This is a genomic window from Rhizorhabdus sp. (assembly GCF_018006725.1).
Classification (GTDB): Bacteria; Pseudomonadota; Alphaproteobacteria; order Sphingomonadales; family Sphingomonadaceae; genus Rhizorhabdus.
In genome coordinates, this window is record NZ_JAGMXV010000036.1 from 1 (window position 1) to 16,228 (window position 16,228).

The 16,228-nt window shown below is 64.8% G+C and carries 15 protein-coding genes; 4 read left to right on the forward strand and 11 right to left on the reverse strand.

Going from position 1 to position 16,228, the window contains the following annotated elements:
- Positions 1–1,532 (forward strand): alkaline phosphatase family protein (locus KAY22_RS07670; protein WP_296621869.1); only part of this gene is annotated, 1,532 nt, incomplete at its 5' end.
- A gap of 15 nt (positions 1,533–1,547) precedes the next feature.
- Here KAY22_RS07670 and KAY22_RS07675 read toward each other — a convergent pair.
- The 5 genes from KAY22_RS07675 to KAY22_RS07695 all read right to left on the reverse strand — a co-directional run bounded on the left by KAY22_RS07675 (position 1,548) and on the right by KAY22_RS07695 (position 8,272).
- Positions 1,548–2,552, reverse strand: coding sequence for a right-handed parallel beta-helix repeat-containing protein (locus KAY22_RS07675; RefSeq protein ID WP_296621872.1), 1,005 nt, complete (start codon positions 2,550–2,552; stop codon positions 1,548–1,550).
- Between the two features lie 68 nt (positions 2,553–2,620).
- Positions 2,621–5,218, reverse strand: a complete 2,598-nt coding sequence (metH, locus tag KAY22_RS07680) for a methionine synthase (protein ID WP_296621874.1) — start codon at positions 5,216–5,218, stop codon at positions 2,621–2,623.
- Positions 5,219–5,282: 64 nt separating this feature from the next.
- Complete coding sequence (locus KAY22_RS07685; protein WP_296621876.1) at positions 5,283–6,338, reverse strand: homocysteine S-methyltransferase family protein; 1,056 nt, start codon at positions 6,336–6,338, stop codon at positions 5,283–5,285.
- A gap of 21 nt (positions 6,339–6,359) precedes the next feature.
- Entirely contained in the window at positions 6,360–7,304 is a 945-nt protein-coding gene (gene metF, locus KAY22_RS07690) for a methylenetetrahydrofolate reductase [NAD(P)H] (protein WP_296621878.1), read from the reverse strand.
- The gene (locus KAY22_RS07695) at positions 7,301–8,272 is read right to left on the reverse strand and encodes a metalloregulator ArsR/SmtB family transcription factor (RefSeq protein WP_296621881.1); all 972 of its coding nucleotides are present in this window, start codon (positions 8,270–8,272) and stop codon (positions 7,301–7,303) included. The genes metF and KAY22_RS07695 overlap by 4 nt, the downstream gene beginning before the upstream one ends.
- A 133-nt stretch (positions 8,273–8,405) precedes the next feature.
- Between KAY22_RS07695 and KAY22_RS07700 the strand changes: the two genes are divergently transcribed.
- Complete coding sequence (locus KAY22_RS07700; protein ID WP_296621883.1) at positions 8,406–9,293, forward strand: VacJ family lipoprotein; 888 nt, start codon at positions 8,406–8,408, stop codon at positions 9,291–9,293.
- Positions 9,294–9,432: 139 nt separating this feature from the next.
- On the forward strand, positions 9,433–9,630 hold the full coding sequence (locus KAY22_RS07705) for a circumsporozoite protein (RefSeq protein WP_296621885.1): 198 nt from the start codon (positions 9,433–9,435) through the stop codon (positions 9,628–9,630).
- A gap of 109 nt (positions 9,631–9,739) precedes the next feature.
- Here KAY22_RS07705 and KAY22_RS07710 read toward each other — a convergent pair whose 3' ends face one another.
- The 6 genes from KAY22_RS07710 to KAY22_RS07735 all read right to left on the reverse strand — a co-directional run bounded on the left by KAY22_RS07710 (position 9,740) and on the right by KAY22_RS07735 (position 15,585).
- The gene (locus KAY22_RS07710) at positions 9,740–10,525 is read right to left on the reverse strand and encodes a phosphatase PAP2 family protein (RefSeq protein ID WP_296621888.1); all 786 of its coding nucleotides are present in this window, start codon (positions 10,523–10,525) and stop codon (positions 9,740–9,742) included.
- A gap of 42 nt (positions 10,526–10,567) precedes the next feature.
- Positions 10,568–11,353: a CpsD/CapB family tyrosine-protein kinase gene (locus KAY22_RS07715; protein WP_296621890.1), complete on the reverse strand. Its 786-nt coding sequence runs from the start codon at positions 11,351–11,353 to the stop codon at positions 10,568–10,570.
- The gene (locus KAY22_RS07720; RefSeq protein WP_296621892.1) at positions 11,350–12,819 is read right to left on the reverse strand and encodes a lipopolysaccharide biosynthesis protein; all 1,470 of its coding nucleotides are present in this window, start codon (positions 12,817–12,819) and stop codon (positions 11,350–11,352) included. Before KAY22_RS07720 ends, KAY22_RS07715 begins: the two co-directional genes overlap by 4 nt.
- 1 nt (position 12,820) lies before the next feature.
- The gene (locus KAY22_RS07725; protein WP_296621894.1) at positions 12,821–13,990 is read right to left on the reverse strand and encodes a hypothetical protein; all 1,170 of its coding nucleotides are present in this window, start codon (positions 13,988–13,990) and stop codon (positions 12,821–12,823) included.
- Positions 13,987–14,802 carry a polysaccharide biosynthesis/export family protein gene (locus tag KAY22_RS07730; RefSeq protein WP_296621897.1) on the reverse strand — a complete coding sequence of 272 codons (816 nt, stop codon included), beginning with the start codon at positions 14,800–14,802 and terminating at the stop codon, positions 13,987–13,989. The genes KAY22_RS07725 and KAY22_RS07730 overlap by 4 nt, the downstream gene beginning before the upstream one ends.
- Positions 14,803–15,306: 504 nt before the next feature.
- On the reverse strand, positions 15,307–15,585 hold the full coding sequence (locus tag KAY22_RS07735; protein ID WP_296621899.1) for an integration host factor subunit beta: 279 nt from the start codon (positions 15,583–15,585) through the stop codon (positions 15,307–15,309).
- A gap of 260 nt (positions 15,586–15,845) precedes the next feature.
- Here KAY22_RS07735 and KAY22_RS07740 point away from each other — a divergent pair, with 260 nt between their 5' ends.
- Positions 15,846–16,211 (forward strand): c-type cytochrome, encoded by a 366-nt coding sequence (locus KAY22_RS07740; RefSeq protein WP_296621901.1) that lies wholly within the window; start codon positions 15,846–15,848, stop codon positions 16,209–16,211.
- Positions 16,212–16,228 lie beyond the last annotated feature (17 nt).

The following is a 16,228-nucleotide window of genomic DNA, read 5'->3' on the forward strand; positions in this document are numbered from 1 at the left end:
AGGTCTTCCAGCGCTATCGCGACAGCTATGTTGCTGGCCTCAGGACGCTTGCGGGCGGGATCGCCTATCCCGTCGCCTATCACAGCCAGGCAGCGACCGAGACCTGCCCGGGGCATTCGGCGATTCTGACCGGCCGATATCCGACCAGCACAGGTATCATTGCCAATGACTGGATCGACCGGAAGACGGGGAAGAGCGTCTATTGTCTAGCCGTTCCGGGCCAGTCGGATCCGGAGGCGAGAGGCCACCAGAACATCCGCGCGACGACACTGGGCGACTGGACCAAGGCGGCCGAGCCGGGTGCTCGCGTCTTCGCCGTGTCCGGCAAGGATCGGGGTGCGATCACCATGGCCGGCAAGACGGCCGATGGCGTCTATTGGTGGTCGGACGGCAAGGGCTTCGTCACCTCGCCTTATGCGGGCCCCACGACCGAAGCGGTCACCGCCCCCGCCGCAGCATTCGATGCCGCACTGCTAGCGCGGTGGGCGAAGCGCCCGCCCAAGCTGTGGCCGAAACTGCCCAAGCGCTGCGCGGCGCTTCAGAAGGCACATCATTTCGGTGACATCGACCTCTCCGGCCGCGTGCCGCCTGAAGCGGAAACGGACTCACTCAAGGCGAAGGGCTTCCTGTCGACCAGGGCTTTCCAGGGCTCGCTTCGCGCTTCGCCGCTTTATGATTCGCTCGCCGTCGATTTCGCGACCCAGATCCTGGCCCGCGAGAAGCTGGGGCAGGGCCCCAAGACCGATGTCCTGACCGTGAGCCTGTCGGCGACCGACTATATCGGCCACCGCTTTGGCAACGGCGGCGCGGAAATGTGTGCGCAGCAAGCGGCTCTCGACGCGACGATCGGTCGGCTGCTCAAGGCGGTGGAAGCGCAGAAAGTGCCGTTCGTCGTCGTGTTGACCGCCGATCATGGAGCGACCGATGCCGCCGAACGCGAGCATGAACATGACGCGAAGGCGACCCGGCTCGATTCGCGTGCCTTCCTCGGCCGGCTCGACACGGCGCTGAAGAACGAGTTGAAGCTGACCGAATCCCCGCTGCTCGGCGGCGATCCGACCCAGATCTACATCAAGGCGATGGACGACGAGACCAAGCGGCTCGCCATTCGGACAGCAGCACTCGCCTGGATCCGGCAGCAGCCGGAGGTGGTCGAGGCCTATACCGGCCCCGAGGTCGAGGCGGCGTCGGTCCCGATCGGCACACCGCCCGAGATGATGACGCTGCTGCAGCGCCTGCGGCTGAGCTATGACCGCGAGCGGTCGGGCGACATCCTGGTCGTCTTCCGCGAACGCACGTCCTTCGGTCGACCGCAGAAAGCCGGCGATACGGTCGCCGGCCATGGCACGCCCTGGGATCATGATCGTCAGGTCCCGATCCTGTTCTGGTGGCCGGGCGCGCCGTCCGAGGATCGCAAGGCAAGCGCCGAGGTGGTCGACATCGCGCCCACGCTGGCCGGGGTTATCGGCGTCAAGCCGCCGGTGCCGGTTGATGGCCGTTGCCTCGATCTCGGCGGAAACTGCCCGAAATAAGGTCGGGGCGCGCCGTCACCCGAACAGGCGGTGCTTCAGCGATGCCGCCTGTCGATAGAACCAGCGATAGACGCGGGCCTTGAGGCTTCCATCCTCGACGCCCATCGCCTGGAGCAGTTCGATCCTGCCGATCGCGACATTGTCAGCGACGCTCTTCACGCTACCGGTCCAGTCGGCGACAAGGCTGGTCGGCCAGTTCGCCTCGCGGACCTGTGTCGCATGGTTCCCGGTCACGACGAGACCCGAGGAAGGGTTGGTGCGCCCCTCGGCCGACACGGCGATGAAGGCGGACCGGTTCTCCTTGTCCGCCCCCTGCACCATCACGTTGCGCAGGATATGGCCCGACGCGCCTTCGGGCAGGTCGATCATGTAATTGGTCGCCCGTCCCTCGGTGTCGTCGAAGCTGCTGTCGGCCACCTCGATCCGGCGTGCACGGCTCTTCACATAATGGCCGCCCAGCCCCCGCTCGAAGCGGCTGCGACGAACGGTCACTTCGCGATAGGCGCCGAGATAGAGGGAATGCGCACAGGCCAGTCCGCGGTCGCAGCGGCCGAGCCCGGAGAAGGTCGAGCGGTCGATCACGATCGAGGACGCGGGATCGTCGGCGCCGAGAATGCCCTGCTCCGAATTGCGAAACAGGCTGCCCGACACGAACAGGTCGCCCTTCTCGATCCGGATCCCGGCCCCATTGCCCTCCGCAACCTTCATATTCTCGAAGACGAGCCCTTCGATCCGCGCCTCGCGCCCGCGCAGGACGAGCGCCGCCTTCCCCTCGCAGATGCCCCCGTCGAAGATGGCCTTGAGCGGGCGAACGGCCCGATAGCGGATGCGGCCGGCCTGCTGGATGGCACAGTCGGAATAGCGGCCGGGCGCGATCAGGATTGTCCCGCTGTCATCTCCGATCGCCGAGACGGCGGCTGCGAGGCTGGCGAAGGACTGGCCGCTCGACTCAACGGTGAACGGTCCGCCATAGGCGGCGCCGGACAGGCTCAGCAGGACGATCAGACCGACAGCGCGCATTCCAGACCCCTAACGCAGCATGCGTGAGGAATTGCTTAGCGCCTTGTCGATCGCGATCGCTGCCTTCGTCAATCCAGGTTAGGCCGCAGCCAGCGCTCTGCCGTGTCGAGATCCACCTCACGGCGCGCCGCATAATCCTCGAGCTGGTCGCGACCGACTCGCGCCACGCCGAAATAGCTCGCCTCCGGGTGGCCGAAATAGAAGCCCGACACCGCTGCCGTCGGCAGCATCGCAAAGCTCTCGGTGAGGACGAGACCGGCATTGTCGCCGGCCTTGAGAAGGTCGAACAGGATCGGCTTCTGGCTGTGGTCCGGACAGGCCGGGTAACCGGGCGCCGGGCGGATGCCGCGATATTGCTCCTTGATCAGCGCCTCGTTGGTCAGCTGCTCGCCCTCGGCATAGCCCCACAGGTCGGTCCGGACATGCTGGTGGAGCCGCTCGGCAAAGGCTTCTGCCAGACGGTCGGCCAGCGCCTTCAGGAGGATGTCGCGATAATCATCGTGGTCCGCCTTGAAGCGGGCAATATGTTCGTCGATGCCGTGGATGCCGACCGCGAAGCCCCCCAGCCAGTCGCCGGCGGGAGCGACGAAATCGGCCAGGCACATATTCGCCCGCCCTTCGCGCTTGCGGATCTGCTGCCGCAGGAATGGCAGCCGCACCTCGCCGCCCTCATGCTCGATCAGGACGTCGTCACCCGATGAACGCGCGGGCCAGAGTGCGGCAACGCCGCGCGCGGTCAGCCACTTCTCGGCGATGACGGTATCGAGCATCTGCTGCGCATCGGCGAACAGATTGCGCGCGCTTTCGCCGACGATCTCGTCGTCGAGGATCGCCGGGTAGTTGCCCGCAAGTTCCCAGGCGCGGAAGAAGGGCGTCCAGTCGATATAGGGTCGCAGATCCTCCAGCGACCAATCGCCGAAGACATGCAGGCCGGGCTTGTTCGGCGCTTCAGGCTTCAGCGCGAAATCCGCGACGAAAGCGTTTGCGCGCGCCTCCTCCAGCGTCGCCAGCTCGTTCTGCCCCTTGCCCTCGCGCGCACGCCGGACCGCGTCATAATCGGCGGAGGTCTTTGCGACGAAGTCATCGCGCTGGGTGTCGGACAGCAACGTCGAGGCGACGCCGACCGCGCGGCTGGCGTCGAGGACGTGGATCACCGGCCCCTGATAGGCCGGCGCGATGCGCAGCGCGGTGTGGACCTTCGACGTGGTCGCACCGCCGATCAGCAGCGGCATGGTCATCTTGCTGCGCTGCATCTCGGCCGCTACCGTCACCATCTCGTCCAGCGAGGGCGTGATCAGCCCCGACAGGCCGATGATGTCGGCGTCATTCTCGTTGGCCGCCTTCAATATGTCCATCCAGGGCACCATCACGCCGAGGTCGATCACCTCATAGCCGTTGCACTGGAGGACCACGCCGACGATGTTCTTGCCGATGTCGTGGACGTCGCCCTTGACCGTCGCCATGATGATGCGCCCCTTGGCGCGCTGCCCGGGCGTCTTCTGCGCCTCGATAAAGGGCAGCAGATAGGCAACCGCCTTCTTCATCACACGCGCGGACTTCACCACCTGCGGCAGGAACATCTTGCCCGACCCGAACAGGTCGCCGACGACGTTCATGCCGTCCATCAACGGCCCTTCGATGACCTCGATCGGCCGGGCAAAACGCTGGCGCGCCTCTTCGGTATCGTCGACGACATAGGCATCGATGCCCTTGACCAGCGCATGTTCGAGCCGCTTGGCGACATCCCAGCCGCGCCATTCCTCGGCGGCCTTCTCGGCGGCGGCATCGGTGCCCCGGAAACGTTCGGCCAGCGTGATCAGGCGCTCGGTCGCGTCCTCGCGCCGGTCCCAGATGACGTCCTCGCAGGCTTCGCGCAGTTCCGGGTCGATCGCGTCATAGACGTCGAGTTGGCCCGCGTTGACGATGCCCATGTCCATGCCCGCCTGGATGGCGTGGTAGAGGAAGACGCTGTGCATCGCGCGGCGCACGGGTTCGTTGCCGCGGAAGGAGAAGCTGAGGTTCGAGACGCCGCCCGAGATGTGGCAATGCGGACAGCGCTTCTTGATCTCCGCCGTCGCCTCGATGAAGTCGATCGCATAGCGGCGATGCTCGTCGATGCCGGTCGCCACCGCGAAGATGTTCGGGTCGAAGATGATGTCCTCGGGTGCGAAGCCGTCCGCGACGAGCAGGCGATAGGCCCGCTCGCAGATCTCGACCTTGCGTTCCTTCGTGTCCGCCTGCCCGACCTCGTCGAACGCCATCACCACGACGGCAGCGCCATAAGCCCGGCATTTGCGCGCCTGAGCTAGGAAGGCGTCCTCGCCTTCCTTCATGCTGATCGAATTGACGATGGGCTTGCCCGACACGCATTTCAGGCCAGCCTCGATCACCGACCATTTCGAGCTGTCGATCATGACGGGCACGCGCGCGATGTCGGGCTCGGCCGCGATCAGCTTGAGGAAGGTGGTCATCGCCACCTCAGCGTCGAGCAACCCCTCGTCCATGTTGACGTCGATGATCTGCGCGCCGTTCTCGACTTGCTGCCGCGCGACCTCGACGGCCTTGGTATAGTCGCCGCCCATGATCAGCTTCTTGAACGCGGCCGAACCGGTCACGTTGGTCCGCTCGCCGATGTTCACGAACTGCGCGGTGGAGGTGGTCGTCATTATCTCGGGTCTTCCAGATCGTCGGTCAGCGGCAGGGTTAAGCCGATAAAAAGGGTCGGAATGGTCAGGCCACCATCGTCATCGGGTCGAGCCCGGCGAGCCGGGTGCGATGGTCGTGGACATGCGGTTCGCGCGGCGGCTTGCCCTTCACCGCCTCCGCCATCGCCGCGATATGCGCAGGGGTGGAGCCGCAGCAGCCTCCGACGACGTTGACCAGCGCCTGATCCGCCCAATCGCCGATGAAACCGCCGGTGGTCGCCGGCTGCTCGTCATATTGGCCGAGGTCGTTCGGCAGGCCCGCATTGGGATAGATCATGACCAGCGTGTCGGCCATTGCGGAGAGCACTTGAACATGCGGACGCAGCAGGTCGGCCCCGAAGGCGCAGTTGAGCCCGATCGTCAGCGGATGCGCATGGCGCACGGCATACCAGAAGGCCTCGACCGAATGGCCCGACAGGTTGCGGCCCGACATGTCGGTGATCGTCATCGACAGCATGATCGGGATTTCGGTCCCGCGCTTCGCCTGCTCGTCGAGCACGGCCATGATCGCGGCCTTGGCGTTCAGCGTGTCGAACACCGTTTCGATCAGGATGAAGTCGCAGCCGCCGTCGAGCAGCCCGGCGACCTGGTCCTGATAGACGTCGCGCATCGTGTCGAAGTCGATCGCGCGATAGCCGGGATCGTTGACGTCGGGCGACAGCGACAGCGTCTTGTTGGTGGGGCCGATCGCCCCCGCGACGAAGCGCGGCCGGCCATCGCGGGCGGCATAATCGTCGGCAGCCTTGCGTGCGATCGACGCCGCGGCGACATTCATGTCGCGGACCAGATGGACCGCGTCATAATCGCCCTGGCTGATGATGTTCGCATTGAAAGTGTTGGTCGACACGATGTCCGATCCGGCGTCCAGATATTGGCGCGTGATCGCGTCGATCACGTCGGGCCGGGTCAGCACCAGCAGATCGTTATTGCCCTTCTGGTCGCAGGGCAGGTCGAGATCGCCGCGATAATCGGCTTCTTCGAGCTTGTAGCTCTGGATCATCGTGCCGAAGGCGCCGTCGGTCAGCAGGATGCGCTGCTTCGCCTGGTCGCGGAAGATCGTCGCCGCTTCTGATCTGTGCATGGTCTGTCCCCCGTCCCGATCTCAGGCCGCCACCTCGAGGCCCGCGCCCTTCGCGCGCAGACCCAGCAGGTGACAGATCGAGAATGCCAGTTCCGCCCGGTTGAGCGTGTAGAAATGAAATTCGCGCACACCGCCTGCATAGAGGCGGCGGCACATCTCGGCCGCGATCGTCGCGGCAATCAGCTGGCGGGCGGCGGGATGGTCGTCGAGGCCTTCGAACAGGCGATCCATCCAGGCTGGAATCGCCGCCCCGCACATCGCCGCGAACTTGCGCGTCTGCGCGACGTTCGACACGGGCAATATGCCCGGCACGATCTCGCCCTCGATCCCCGCCGCGCGCGCCTTGTCGCAGAAGCGGAAGAAGGTCTCGGGCGAGAAGAAGAACTGGGTGATCGCGCGCGTCGCGCCTGCGTCGAACTTCGCCTTCAGATTGGCGAGATCGCTTTCGAGGCTCACCGCCTCGGGATGGCTCTCGGGATAGGCCGCGACCGAAATTTCGAACGGATGGATCGCCTTGAGGCCCGACACCAGTTCAGCCGCATTGCGATAGCCGTCAGGATGCGGCGCGAAGCTGGCACCCTGGGTCGGCGGATCGCCGCGCAGCGCGACGATGTGACGCACGCCCGCCGCCCAATAGGCGCGGGCGATTTCCTCGATGTCGGCCTTGCTCGCCTCGACGCAGGTCAGGTGCGCAGCGGCAGGAATGCCCGTCTCTCGCACGATCCGCTCGACCGTCTGGTGGGTCCGCTCGCGGGTCGAACCGCCGGCGCCATAGGTGACCGACACGAAGCGCGGTGACAGCGGAGCCAGCGTCTGGATCGCGGCCCACAGACTCTCCTCCATCTTCTCCGTCTTCGGCGGGAAGAATTCGAAGGAAACGGCGGCATCGCCGGCCAGATCGGCGAACAGCGGCGTATCGAGGGCCCGGCGGGCTTCCTCGAGCTGACTGAATGGAACAGTGCTCATGATGCTACCTTCAACTGCGCGCGCTGACCGCGCACGCCCAACCACAGTTTGACCGTCAATGCGTCGCCGACCAGCTCCTCGACCCGATCGAGGCGGAGGCCGACCGAAGCGAACCAGGCACCGATCTGCTCGTCGCCGAAACCCAGCCGTGCATGGGCGTCGCGGGTGCGCAGCTCTTCCAGGTCATGGCTTGCGAAATCGACGATGAGCAGCCGGCCGCCGGGCGACAGCAGCCGCGCACATTCGGCGATGGCCGCCGAGGGATGTTGCGCGAAATGCAGGACCTGGTGCAGCAGGACGAGATCGGCCGTGCCGTCGGCCAGCGGCAGAGCGTACATGTCGCCCTGGCGCAGCTCGGCCCCATCCAGGCCTGCCTCGGCCAGCTTGACCCGCGCAAGCCGGAGCATTTCCGGGCTGCGATCGATGCCCAGCGCCGAATCGGCATGTTCGCCGATCAGTTCGATCATCCGGCCGGTGCCCGTGCCGATGTCCACCAATCGACCGACAGGCGAATCGGACAGAATCGACAATATCTGTCGTTCGACCGCGCTCTCGGGAACGTGGAGCGAGCGAATCGCGTCCCATTCCTCGGCATGATCGGCGAAATAGCGTGCAGCAGCAGCGGCCCGGTCGGCTCGCACGGCCGCGAGACGCGCGCGATCAGTCGCGACCCAATTCTCGTCGCTCGCGCCATTCCAGCCGTCCATTGCCGCAAAAAGCGGCGCTACCGCTTGCTCATGCCCCAGCCCCAGGAAGACCCAGCTGCCTTCCTTGCGACGCTCGGCGAGGCCGGCGTCGCTCAATATCTTAACGTGACGGGAAACCCGTGGCTGGCTTTGCCCGAGAACCTGTGCCAGCTCGCCGATCGACAGTTCCATCGCACGCAGCAGATGGAAGATGCGAAGACGGGTCGGGTCGGCAAGCGCCCGGAATATGGCCAATGCGTCGAGCGGCATATATGCAGACATAAAGAAATCTTTATATGCGGTCAAGGCGCTTGCCCGCCGGAAGCCTGCGCGGCATGCCCTCCCGACAAGGAACTCCAAGGCGTTCCGCGAGTCTCACCGCCGGCGGGCCACCCGCCCGAAAGGGAAATCGATCATGCGTTCATCGGCTCGGATTTTGGGCGTCGCAGCCCTGGGCCTGCTGCTCTCTGCCTGTACGTCCACGCGCGTAGGGACCGACAGGCTTGCGGAGAAGGACCCGCTCGAGGGCTTCAATCGCGCCATATTCTCGGTCAATCGGGGCGCCGACAAGATCCTCGTCAAGCCGGTCACGCAGGTATATCGCGGCGTGGCGCCGAAGCCCGCGCGCGACGGTATCCGCAACTTCTTCGCCAATGTCGGTGAGCCCTTCTCGTTCATCAACAACATCCTGCAAGGCAAGGGCGACCGGGCCGCGCGCAATGTCGGCCGTTTCCTGGTCAACAGCACGATCGGCGTCGCGGGACTGTTCGACCAGGCGAGCCGTATGGGGATCAAGCGCGCCGATGAAGACTTCGGCCAGACCCTCGCCGCCTGGGGTGCCAATGGCGGCCCCTATCTGATGCTGCCGCTGCTCGGACCGTCGACGCTGCGCGACGGCGTCGGCACAGGCAGTTCGTGGTTCCTGGACCCCTATCGTGTGTGCACCCGCGAATGCGATCTGCCCAAGGGCTCGCAACTGGCGCTGACCGCAAGCCAGGTAATCAGCATCCGGGACGGGTTGATCGAGAGCGGCGCCGACAATTTCCTTGCCTCGACGCTCGACCCCTATGCCGCGACGCGATCGGCCTATCTGCAGCGGCGGCGCGCCGAAATATTGGATCAGGAAGACAATTTCAGCGCGGGCGCCGACGCCGACGCAGGGCTTTCGCCCAGCGACGCGCTCGGTGCGGCCGACGCCGACGCCGGGCTGGGGGTCGCCGAACCGGCTACCGACGGAGCCACGCCGACCGTTACGGCACCGGCACCCGAGACCGTTTCGGAGCCGGAAAAACAGCCTGATTAACTACCGGAACAAGAGACATTGCATCGCACTGCGCAAAACGGTAAGAAGTCCCCGCCTGTTTCGGGGGGAAACAAGCCTGAACGTGATTGGAAATCGTTCGAGCCACTCTCTTTTTAATCCACTTCCGGAGAATTCGATCATGAAGAAGATCGTTGCCCTTTCGCTCATCGCCGTTGCTTCGCTCTCGCTGGCTGCCTGCTCGAAGGAAGCAGCCCCCGCTGCCGAGAACAACACCGCCGTCGTCGAGAACGCTGCTGACGCCGTCGTCGACACCAACGCCGCGATGGCCGATTCGAACATGGCTGCTCCGGCGGACAACGCTTCGAACGCGATGTAATTCGCGCACGACCGCTTCGGCGGTCGTGGCTATCGAACAGGGAAGGCCGCGCTTTAGGGCGCGGCCTTTTCTTTTTTCTGTGTCTTGTCCCGCCCCAAACAGGGACGGATCATCGATAGATGGGCTGGGTCACCAGCAATTCTTCGGCGGCGCACATCTGGGCCGAAGGAGCGGCTCCGCTGCGCTGCAGGGCAGCAAGCTCCGACCGCGCCGCAACAATGCCATCGCCATAAGCCTGCTCGGTCCGCACGATAGCCAAGGTCGCCGAGGCCGTCAGACGCCCCGCGTCAACCGCGCTCATGCTGTGAGTTCCGCACACCACGCCGCTCTCGCCATAGGCCCGGCCTCGCGCCATGATCGGCGCGGCGCGTTCGTGCAGGATTTCGGCGAGCACCAGTGCCCAGGTCCACCCCCTGGTGGCATCGGCAGACGGGTAGTCATAGCTCATCCGCATCGAATCATCGGGCGTGACGCAGGTCGGGCCCGATTCGGTCAGCAAAAGGCGCCGGCGCTTGTAATAGGCGCGCAACTCGTTGGCTTCGCGCACCGCATCGCGTGAGGCCCGCTCGACCAAGGCCGCCGTACGCGGGGCAGTCTGCGGTGTGATCGAGACGCGGGCGGCGCATCCGAACGCGCGCATCATCGCCGCGGCATCGCCGGCCTGGTCGTCGACCGCCATCGTCCAGCGCTGCGTGCCCGCCAGCGCCCGGGTCGCCCGGTAGACTGCGAGATCAGCGATGCCTTTGGGTTCCTGCGGAATGGGGGCGGGCGGCACCACGTCGACAAGGGTCAGATAGCCCGGATCGAGAAAGGGCGCCGGTCCGGTCTGCGCGCCGACCATTGCCGCGGCACCTGCCAGTGCAGTTGCCCCCGCCAACATCCACTTCTGCTGCATGCGCCTGCCCCTCGTCCAGTGCGAACGGCGCTCCCCAGCGCCTCACTCGTTATAATAGCTGCCGTAGCGCTTTTCCTGGCCATAGCCATAGCCATAGTCGTCCGCAGCAAGACCCGCGCTGTAGCGGTTGAGTACCGTGCCGATGCAGGGCGCCGGCGCCAGCAGACGGAAGCTGTCGCGGATCTGCTTGCGCGTCGTCACCCCATCCTCGACGATCATCAGAAAAGCATCGATCTTCTGGCTGATCACGACCGCATCGTCATTGGCGAACACCGGCGGAAGATCGCACAGGCACAGACTGTTTTCAGGCAGCTGGCGCATCGCCGCGATGAGCGAATCCATTCGCGTCGACGCTACCAGTTCATCCGATGCCCCCGCATTGGGATAGCTCGGAAAAAGTGTCAGCTGCTCGTTGGGAATCGTCCGCGCCACTTGCCGAAGATCGTCGATGGTGCCGTCGAGGAAGTGCGACACACCATGGCGTCCGGTCAGCCGGAAATTCTTGGCGATGGTCGAACGACGCAGGTCGAAGTCAAACAGATAGGTGTGGAGGTCGGGAGACCGGGCCAGCGCCGCTGCCAGATTGGACGCGACGAAGCTCTTGCCGACCTTGGGCGTCGGTGACGTGATGCCGATGATCCGCCAACCCCGCGACCGGGCGATCCGCAGGATCTGTGCGCGCAAAAGGGTAAAAGGCCGCGACCGGATATCCTTGCTGTCGAAGCCATAGATACCGGTTTCGCGCAGTTGCTCGAAGCTGCGGACCGGTTCCTCGGCAGCCACGCCCGCGGCATCCTGTTCCATATCGGGCTGAGCCGGCGCGTTCATGCCGTTGCCGCCTTGCCGCGCCGCCGGAACAGTCCCCGGCCGCCCCGCGCCTTCTTCTTGCCACGACCCTTGCCCTTGGGCTTGAGCGTCGGGATCACCACGAGCGGACCGACGCCCAGCATATGCTGCAGCGTGGCCGCGCCCCGGATCGGACGGCGCAGCAATTCGACGAGCAGCGCAAGACCGAGACCGAGAGCGAGACCGACCGAGAGACCGCCGGCGACGAGCAGGCCGCGATTGGGCGAATCGGGTTCGTCGGGCAGCGTCGGCGGGTCGACCAGCACCAGCCGTTCGCCGCGCTGCTCCTCTGCCATCTTCTGCGCCGCCTCGGCAGCCAGCAGGTTGCCCGATATCCGTTCGTAATTGGCCCGAAGGCCATCAGCCTTGGCCTCAAGCTGGCGGATGCTCTCCTCGATCAGCGGGGCCCCGCTCTGGGCTGCGACAGCAGCGTTGGCACGCGACATATCCGCCGTCTTGGCGCTGCTGAGCGAAGCGATCGTACGGTTGTTCGCCGCGATCTGCGCGCTGATCGCCGGGTTGTTGCGAGGCCCGGTATTGGCCCGCGCGGCGGCCCGCGCCTCAGTCAGCTTCTGCTTGGCGGCGATCACGTCGGGGTGGTTGTCGGAATAGAGCGCCTGCGCGGCGGCAAGCGAGGCTTCGGCCTGCGACACCCGTTCGTCGGCGTTGGTGCTGCCGCTATTGAGGCGTCCCTGCAGTTCGGTGTTCTCACGCTGGAGCTGGGCGATCTGGACGTCATAATTGGCGGTCGAGGGGATGAAGCCCCCGATCCGCGACAGCGCCAGACCATTGCGCGCCTTGATGTCGGCGATACGGCCTTCGAGTTCCGATATCTGCCCCTGAATCTGTCCCGACTGGTCACGCAGGAACCCCACGGTCGCGTCGGCCTGCGCCGCCAACTGGGTGCTATCCAGCTTGAGCAGCTTTTCGGTGAACTGCTGCGTCACGGCCTGCGCCTTGGCCGGGTCTGAATAGGTGAACGACACCGCGAAGGCGATCGTGCTCGAGGTACCGCGCCGCTCTGCAAGTTTGTCGATATCGGCCGTTACCGGGGTGATCGCCGTCGCCTTGCGCATCATCTCGATGATCGCCGACAATGAACGCTTGCGGCGCTCCGACTGATAAAGGTCGTTCTGCTGGATGATCTCTATCAGGCCCGGCCGGCTCAAAATCTGCTGCTTGATCCGAGCGATGCGCTGATCGATCAGGTCGTTGACCGCCGTCGCCGCAATCGCTTCGGGCAGTTCCTTCGATTCCACAACGACCGTTGCCGAGGACTGGTAATAGGCCGGCAAGCCATAAGCCAGACCGACACCGGTCGCGGTGCTGACCACGAAGGGAATGACGACGAGCCAGCGGCGCTGGGACAGGATCTGCGGCAGATAGGCGAGCAACCCATCCGACAGTTCGACCTCGTTCAGCGCAGCGGGATCACCGGCATCGTTCATGTCAGCGCTTCACCAGCTGGATGGTGGCATAGATGTCGCCGCCGACATCGGCTTTCACCGGGAAGCCCTGGCCATAGATATCGCGATAATAGCCCTCTGCGCCGATCTTCAGCCCGCGCTGCAGCTGATATTCCAGGCCGCCGCGGCCCGACACGAACTGACGCGTTCCGAGCAGGCCCGCCTGCCCCTCGCTGCGCGAATAGCTGCCGTTCCAGAGGAACGTCATGCGCTCGCTGAGCGTGTGGCGGTAATTGACGCCGACCTGCGTCCGCTCGACCGTGCTGCCTGCGCCGGAGGCGCTGACCGAGCGATCCGCGACGAGGCAGAGATTGGTCCGGCGCCCGGTGTGGCAGAGCTGGAGCGACCCGGCCAGCCCCTGGGTGTTCACCGAAGGGGCGATGCCGGGCAGGTTGAGTCGGCTGAACGACATGCCGAGCGAGGCATCGACCGACCAGGTCGGGCTCAACACTGTCGAGAAGGTCAACTGCGGCTGCATGATCAGGGTGCTGAGTCCAGCCGTGTCATATTCGATCCGATAGACCGAACCGCTGATGCCCACCTTCGTCTTGGCGTTGATCGCGTGTTTCCAACCGATGCGGCCGCCATAATTGTCGGAATCGGCGCCCCCCGGACCGTTGGAGAAGCGGGTCGCCGTATAGCCGCCATCCGCGCTGATGACGTCCTTCGGCGTTGCCTGATATTGCCAGCCGCCGCTGGCCGCATAGGTGTTAGAGCGGCGACGGAGGCCGATCAGGTTGACGTCGGGCGCGTCGATCGGATCACCGGTGACGTCGTCGCGTCCCTGGCCGATCACCTCGCTGTCATAACGCAGCGCGCCGAAGACGGTCAGCTTGGTCGTGACCCGCTGCTGGGTTTCGAGCACCGCGCCATAAGCGTCGTTCTTGCCATAATTGTTCAGATAGCCGGTCCGGTCGAAATGGCCTGACGCGGTGGTCTGCCCCTTAGCGCTCTGTATGGTCAGGCGCGGCGCAATCGAGGTCTCGATATAGGTGGCCGAAACATCGTTGCCCGCAGACAGGAACGGATTGGCGTCATAGCCGAGACGATAGTCGGTCTCGACCGAGAAGGTCGTCTTGGCGAGCGCAGCCGTGGAGGCGCCGGCCAATGCGAACGCAGCTGCGGCTGCGGCGATGTAGCAGCGGGCGTTCAAGGGACCACCACCGTGTCGCCGCTTTGCAGTTCGATGATCGCGCCGCGCAGATCGGTCTGCGACGGGGATCCCTTCATCGCCGTATCGAGGCGAACGTCGATCACCTGAATCTGAGCCCCCTGTTTTCTGTATATCTTCACCCGGCTGAGGTCGGCGAACTCGGTCGGCCCGCCCGCCACGCTGATCGCCTCGAGCACGTTGACATAATGGCCGGGCTGGAACGCACCAGGCTGCCGCACCTTGCCGGCGACCGAAAAACTCAGTCCGCTCGGATTCTTGACCGACACGGTCACGCGGGGGACGCTGTTGCGATACTGATCCGACAGGCCCGCCGCGATCACCCCTTCCAGATCGGTCGGCAACTTGTTCAACGCATCGATCCGGCCGACGAGCGGGAAGGAGACGCTGCCGTCCGGCAGCACCTTCAGCACGCGCTGCAGCCGCTCGTCACCCCAGACATAGATTTCGATCTCGTCGCCCGGATTGATGCGATAAGGCTTCAGAGCACCGGGCGCCGGAGCGGCATTGGGCGCGGCGGTCGCAGAAGCCGGTGCGGGAGCGAGCCCCGCCACAGCCGACACCGCATTGGCCGTCTGCGCCGACGCGAGCGATGGTATCAGCAAGGCCGGCAGCACGGCCGCCACAGCAATGATGGGGCCGAACAGCCTCACGCCACACCCAACGGACACGTCATGGTCTTTCGTCGCTCCCTGCTCCGCCGCCCCCGCGCGGACCCGAACCCCCGGCAATTCCAAGACAAGTGCCTCAAAATCCTGTCGGACGAAATATAAAAAGCCGATCCGGGCGCGCACTTTGCACAAGCTAACATTTGCCCGGAGGTTCGATCGCACGAATCCCGGCCCAGGCGGCATTTCGGAACGGCGCCGGGATGGAGTCGCGGAAGCGATGGGAATGGTGCGGGGGGAATGGTGCGGGCGGGGGGAATCGAACCCCCACAGGTCTCGCGACCTTACGGATTTTCGTACCACTTCGGCTTTCGCCGCCGTCCCGAAGGGCGTTCGTGGTCTGGACTATACCTTCGCCCTGTCTTCATGCGGATATCCGCATGCGGATGTAGGCGCTGCCCGTCTAGTCTCTACACCTTCCGGCGCTATGGCACCGGCTTGGCTCGGGATCGCCAGGAAGAAGGGTTCCCCGAATTTGAGCAGTTCTGCACCATGGGTTTCCCCATGGGCACTCGATGCGACTTCAAGTCCGTTGCGTCTACCAATTTCGCCACGCCCGCAGCGCGGAGCGCGCTGAATAGCCAGCGCCGCCCTGGTCGCCAAGGGGGATTTGCCCCGCCCCGACCGTGATCAGACGTTGAGACGCTCGCGCATCTCCTTGCCCGGCTTGAAATAAGGCACGCGCTTGGCCGAAACGGGAACGGTGTCCCCGGTGCGGGGATTGCGCCCCACCCGCTCACCCCTCGACCGTGTCGAAAAGGCGCCGAACCCGCGTAATTCGACACGACCGCCTTCGGCAAGGCGCTTGCTGATGGCATCGAACAGAGTCGCGACGATCTTTTCGACTTCCTTGGGCGAAAGATCCGGATTTTCCTGCGCCAACAATTGAACCAATTCCGACCTGATCACAAAGCGACCCCCTTCGACATCATGGCCAAGCCGGCAAATGTTGTTTTGGCAGCAACCGCCGTCGGCTTCGGCGAATCCTCCCCCAACGAAGTTCACCGTGTCAGCATCTATGTATAAAAACACACATGAATCAATCTAAGTTAAGGGCGACGGGCGCGAATGCCCCTCCGTTCAGCCTTGCGACAGACGCTGCACCGCAATAGAGGGCCGAAATCGCCGATGATCACCTGACAGGGTCCGGCATATCGAAAGGGTCATAGATGCTTCTTCGCCTGGTTGCAGCCTCGATCGCCACCCTGACCATCGCCGCTGGCGCTTCCGCTGCGCCGCTGCCCAAGCCAGCAGCCTTTGGCGTCTGCGGTGCCTGCCACAAGGTCGACAAGGGTGCGCCGAACGGCATCGGCCCCAACCTCTGGGGCATTGGCGGCACGAAGGCCGGAGACGTTCCGGGCTTCGCTTTCTCGCCCGCCATGAAAGCATCCAAGGTCGTGTGGACCCGCGACAATCTGATCGCCTTCATCCAGGCGCCGCAGAAGGTCGTGCCGGGCACCCGCATGCCCTTTGGCGGGTTGAAGAACCCGACCATGGCGGCGCAGATCGCGGACTATATCCTCTCGCTGAAATAAGCCCGCGACGGCCGGGG

Excerpts from the sequence above, each read along its gene's own strand:
- KAY22_RS07675 (WP_296621872.1), bottom strand. The coding sequence starts at position 2,552 with ATGCGCGCTGTCGGTCTGATCGTCCTGCTGAGCCTGTCCGGCGCCGCC.
- metH (WP_296621874.1), bottom strand. The coding sequence starts at position 5,218 with ATGACGACCACCTCCACCGCGCAGTTCGTGAACATCGGCGAGCGGACC.
- KAY22_RS07685 (WP_296621876.1), bottom strand. The coding sequence starts at position 6,338 with ATGCACAGATCAGAAGCGGCGACGATCTTCCGCGACCAGGCGAAGCAG.
- metF (WP_296621878.1), bottom strand. The coding sequence starts at position 7,304 with ATGAGCACTGTTCCATTCAGTCAGCTCGAGGAAGCCCGCCGGGCCCTC.
- KAY22_RS07695 (WP_296621881.1), bottom strand. The coding sequence starts at position 8,272 with ATGTCTGCATATATGCCGCTCGACGCATTGGCCATATTCCGGGCGCTT.
- KAY22_RS07700 (WP_296621883.1), top strand. The coding sequence starts at position 8,406 with ATGCGTTCATCGGCTCGGATTTTGGGCGTCGCAGCCCTGGGCCTGCTG.
- KAY22_RS07705 (WP_296621885.1), top strand. The coding sequence starts at position 9,433 with ATGAAGAAGATCGTTGCCCTTTCGCTCATCGCCGTTGCTTCGCTCTCG.
- KAY22_RS07710 (WP_296621888.1), bottom strand. The coding sequence starts at position 10,525 with ATGCAGCAGAAGTGGATGTTGGCGGGGGCAACTGCACTGGCAGGTGCC.
- KAY22_RS07715 (WP_296621890.1), bottom strand. The coding sequence starts at position 11,353 with ATGAACGCGCCGGCTCAGCCCGATATGGAACAGGATGCCGCGGGCGTG.
- KAY22_RS07720 (WP_296621892.1), bottom strand. The coding sequence starts at position 12,819 with ATGAACGATGCCGGTGATCCCGCTGCGCTGAACGAGGTCGAACTGTCG.
- KAY22_RS07740 (WP_296621901.1), top strand. The coding sequence starts at position 15,846 with ATGCTTCTTCGCCTGGTTGCAGCCTCGATCGCCACCCTGACCATCGCC.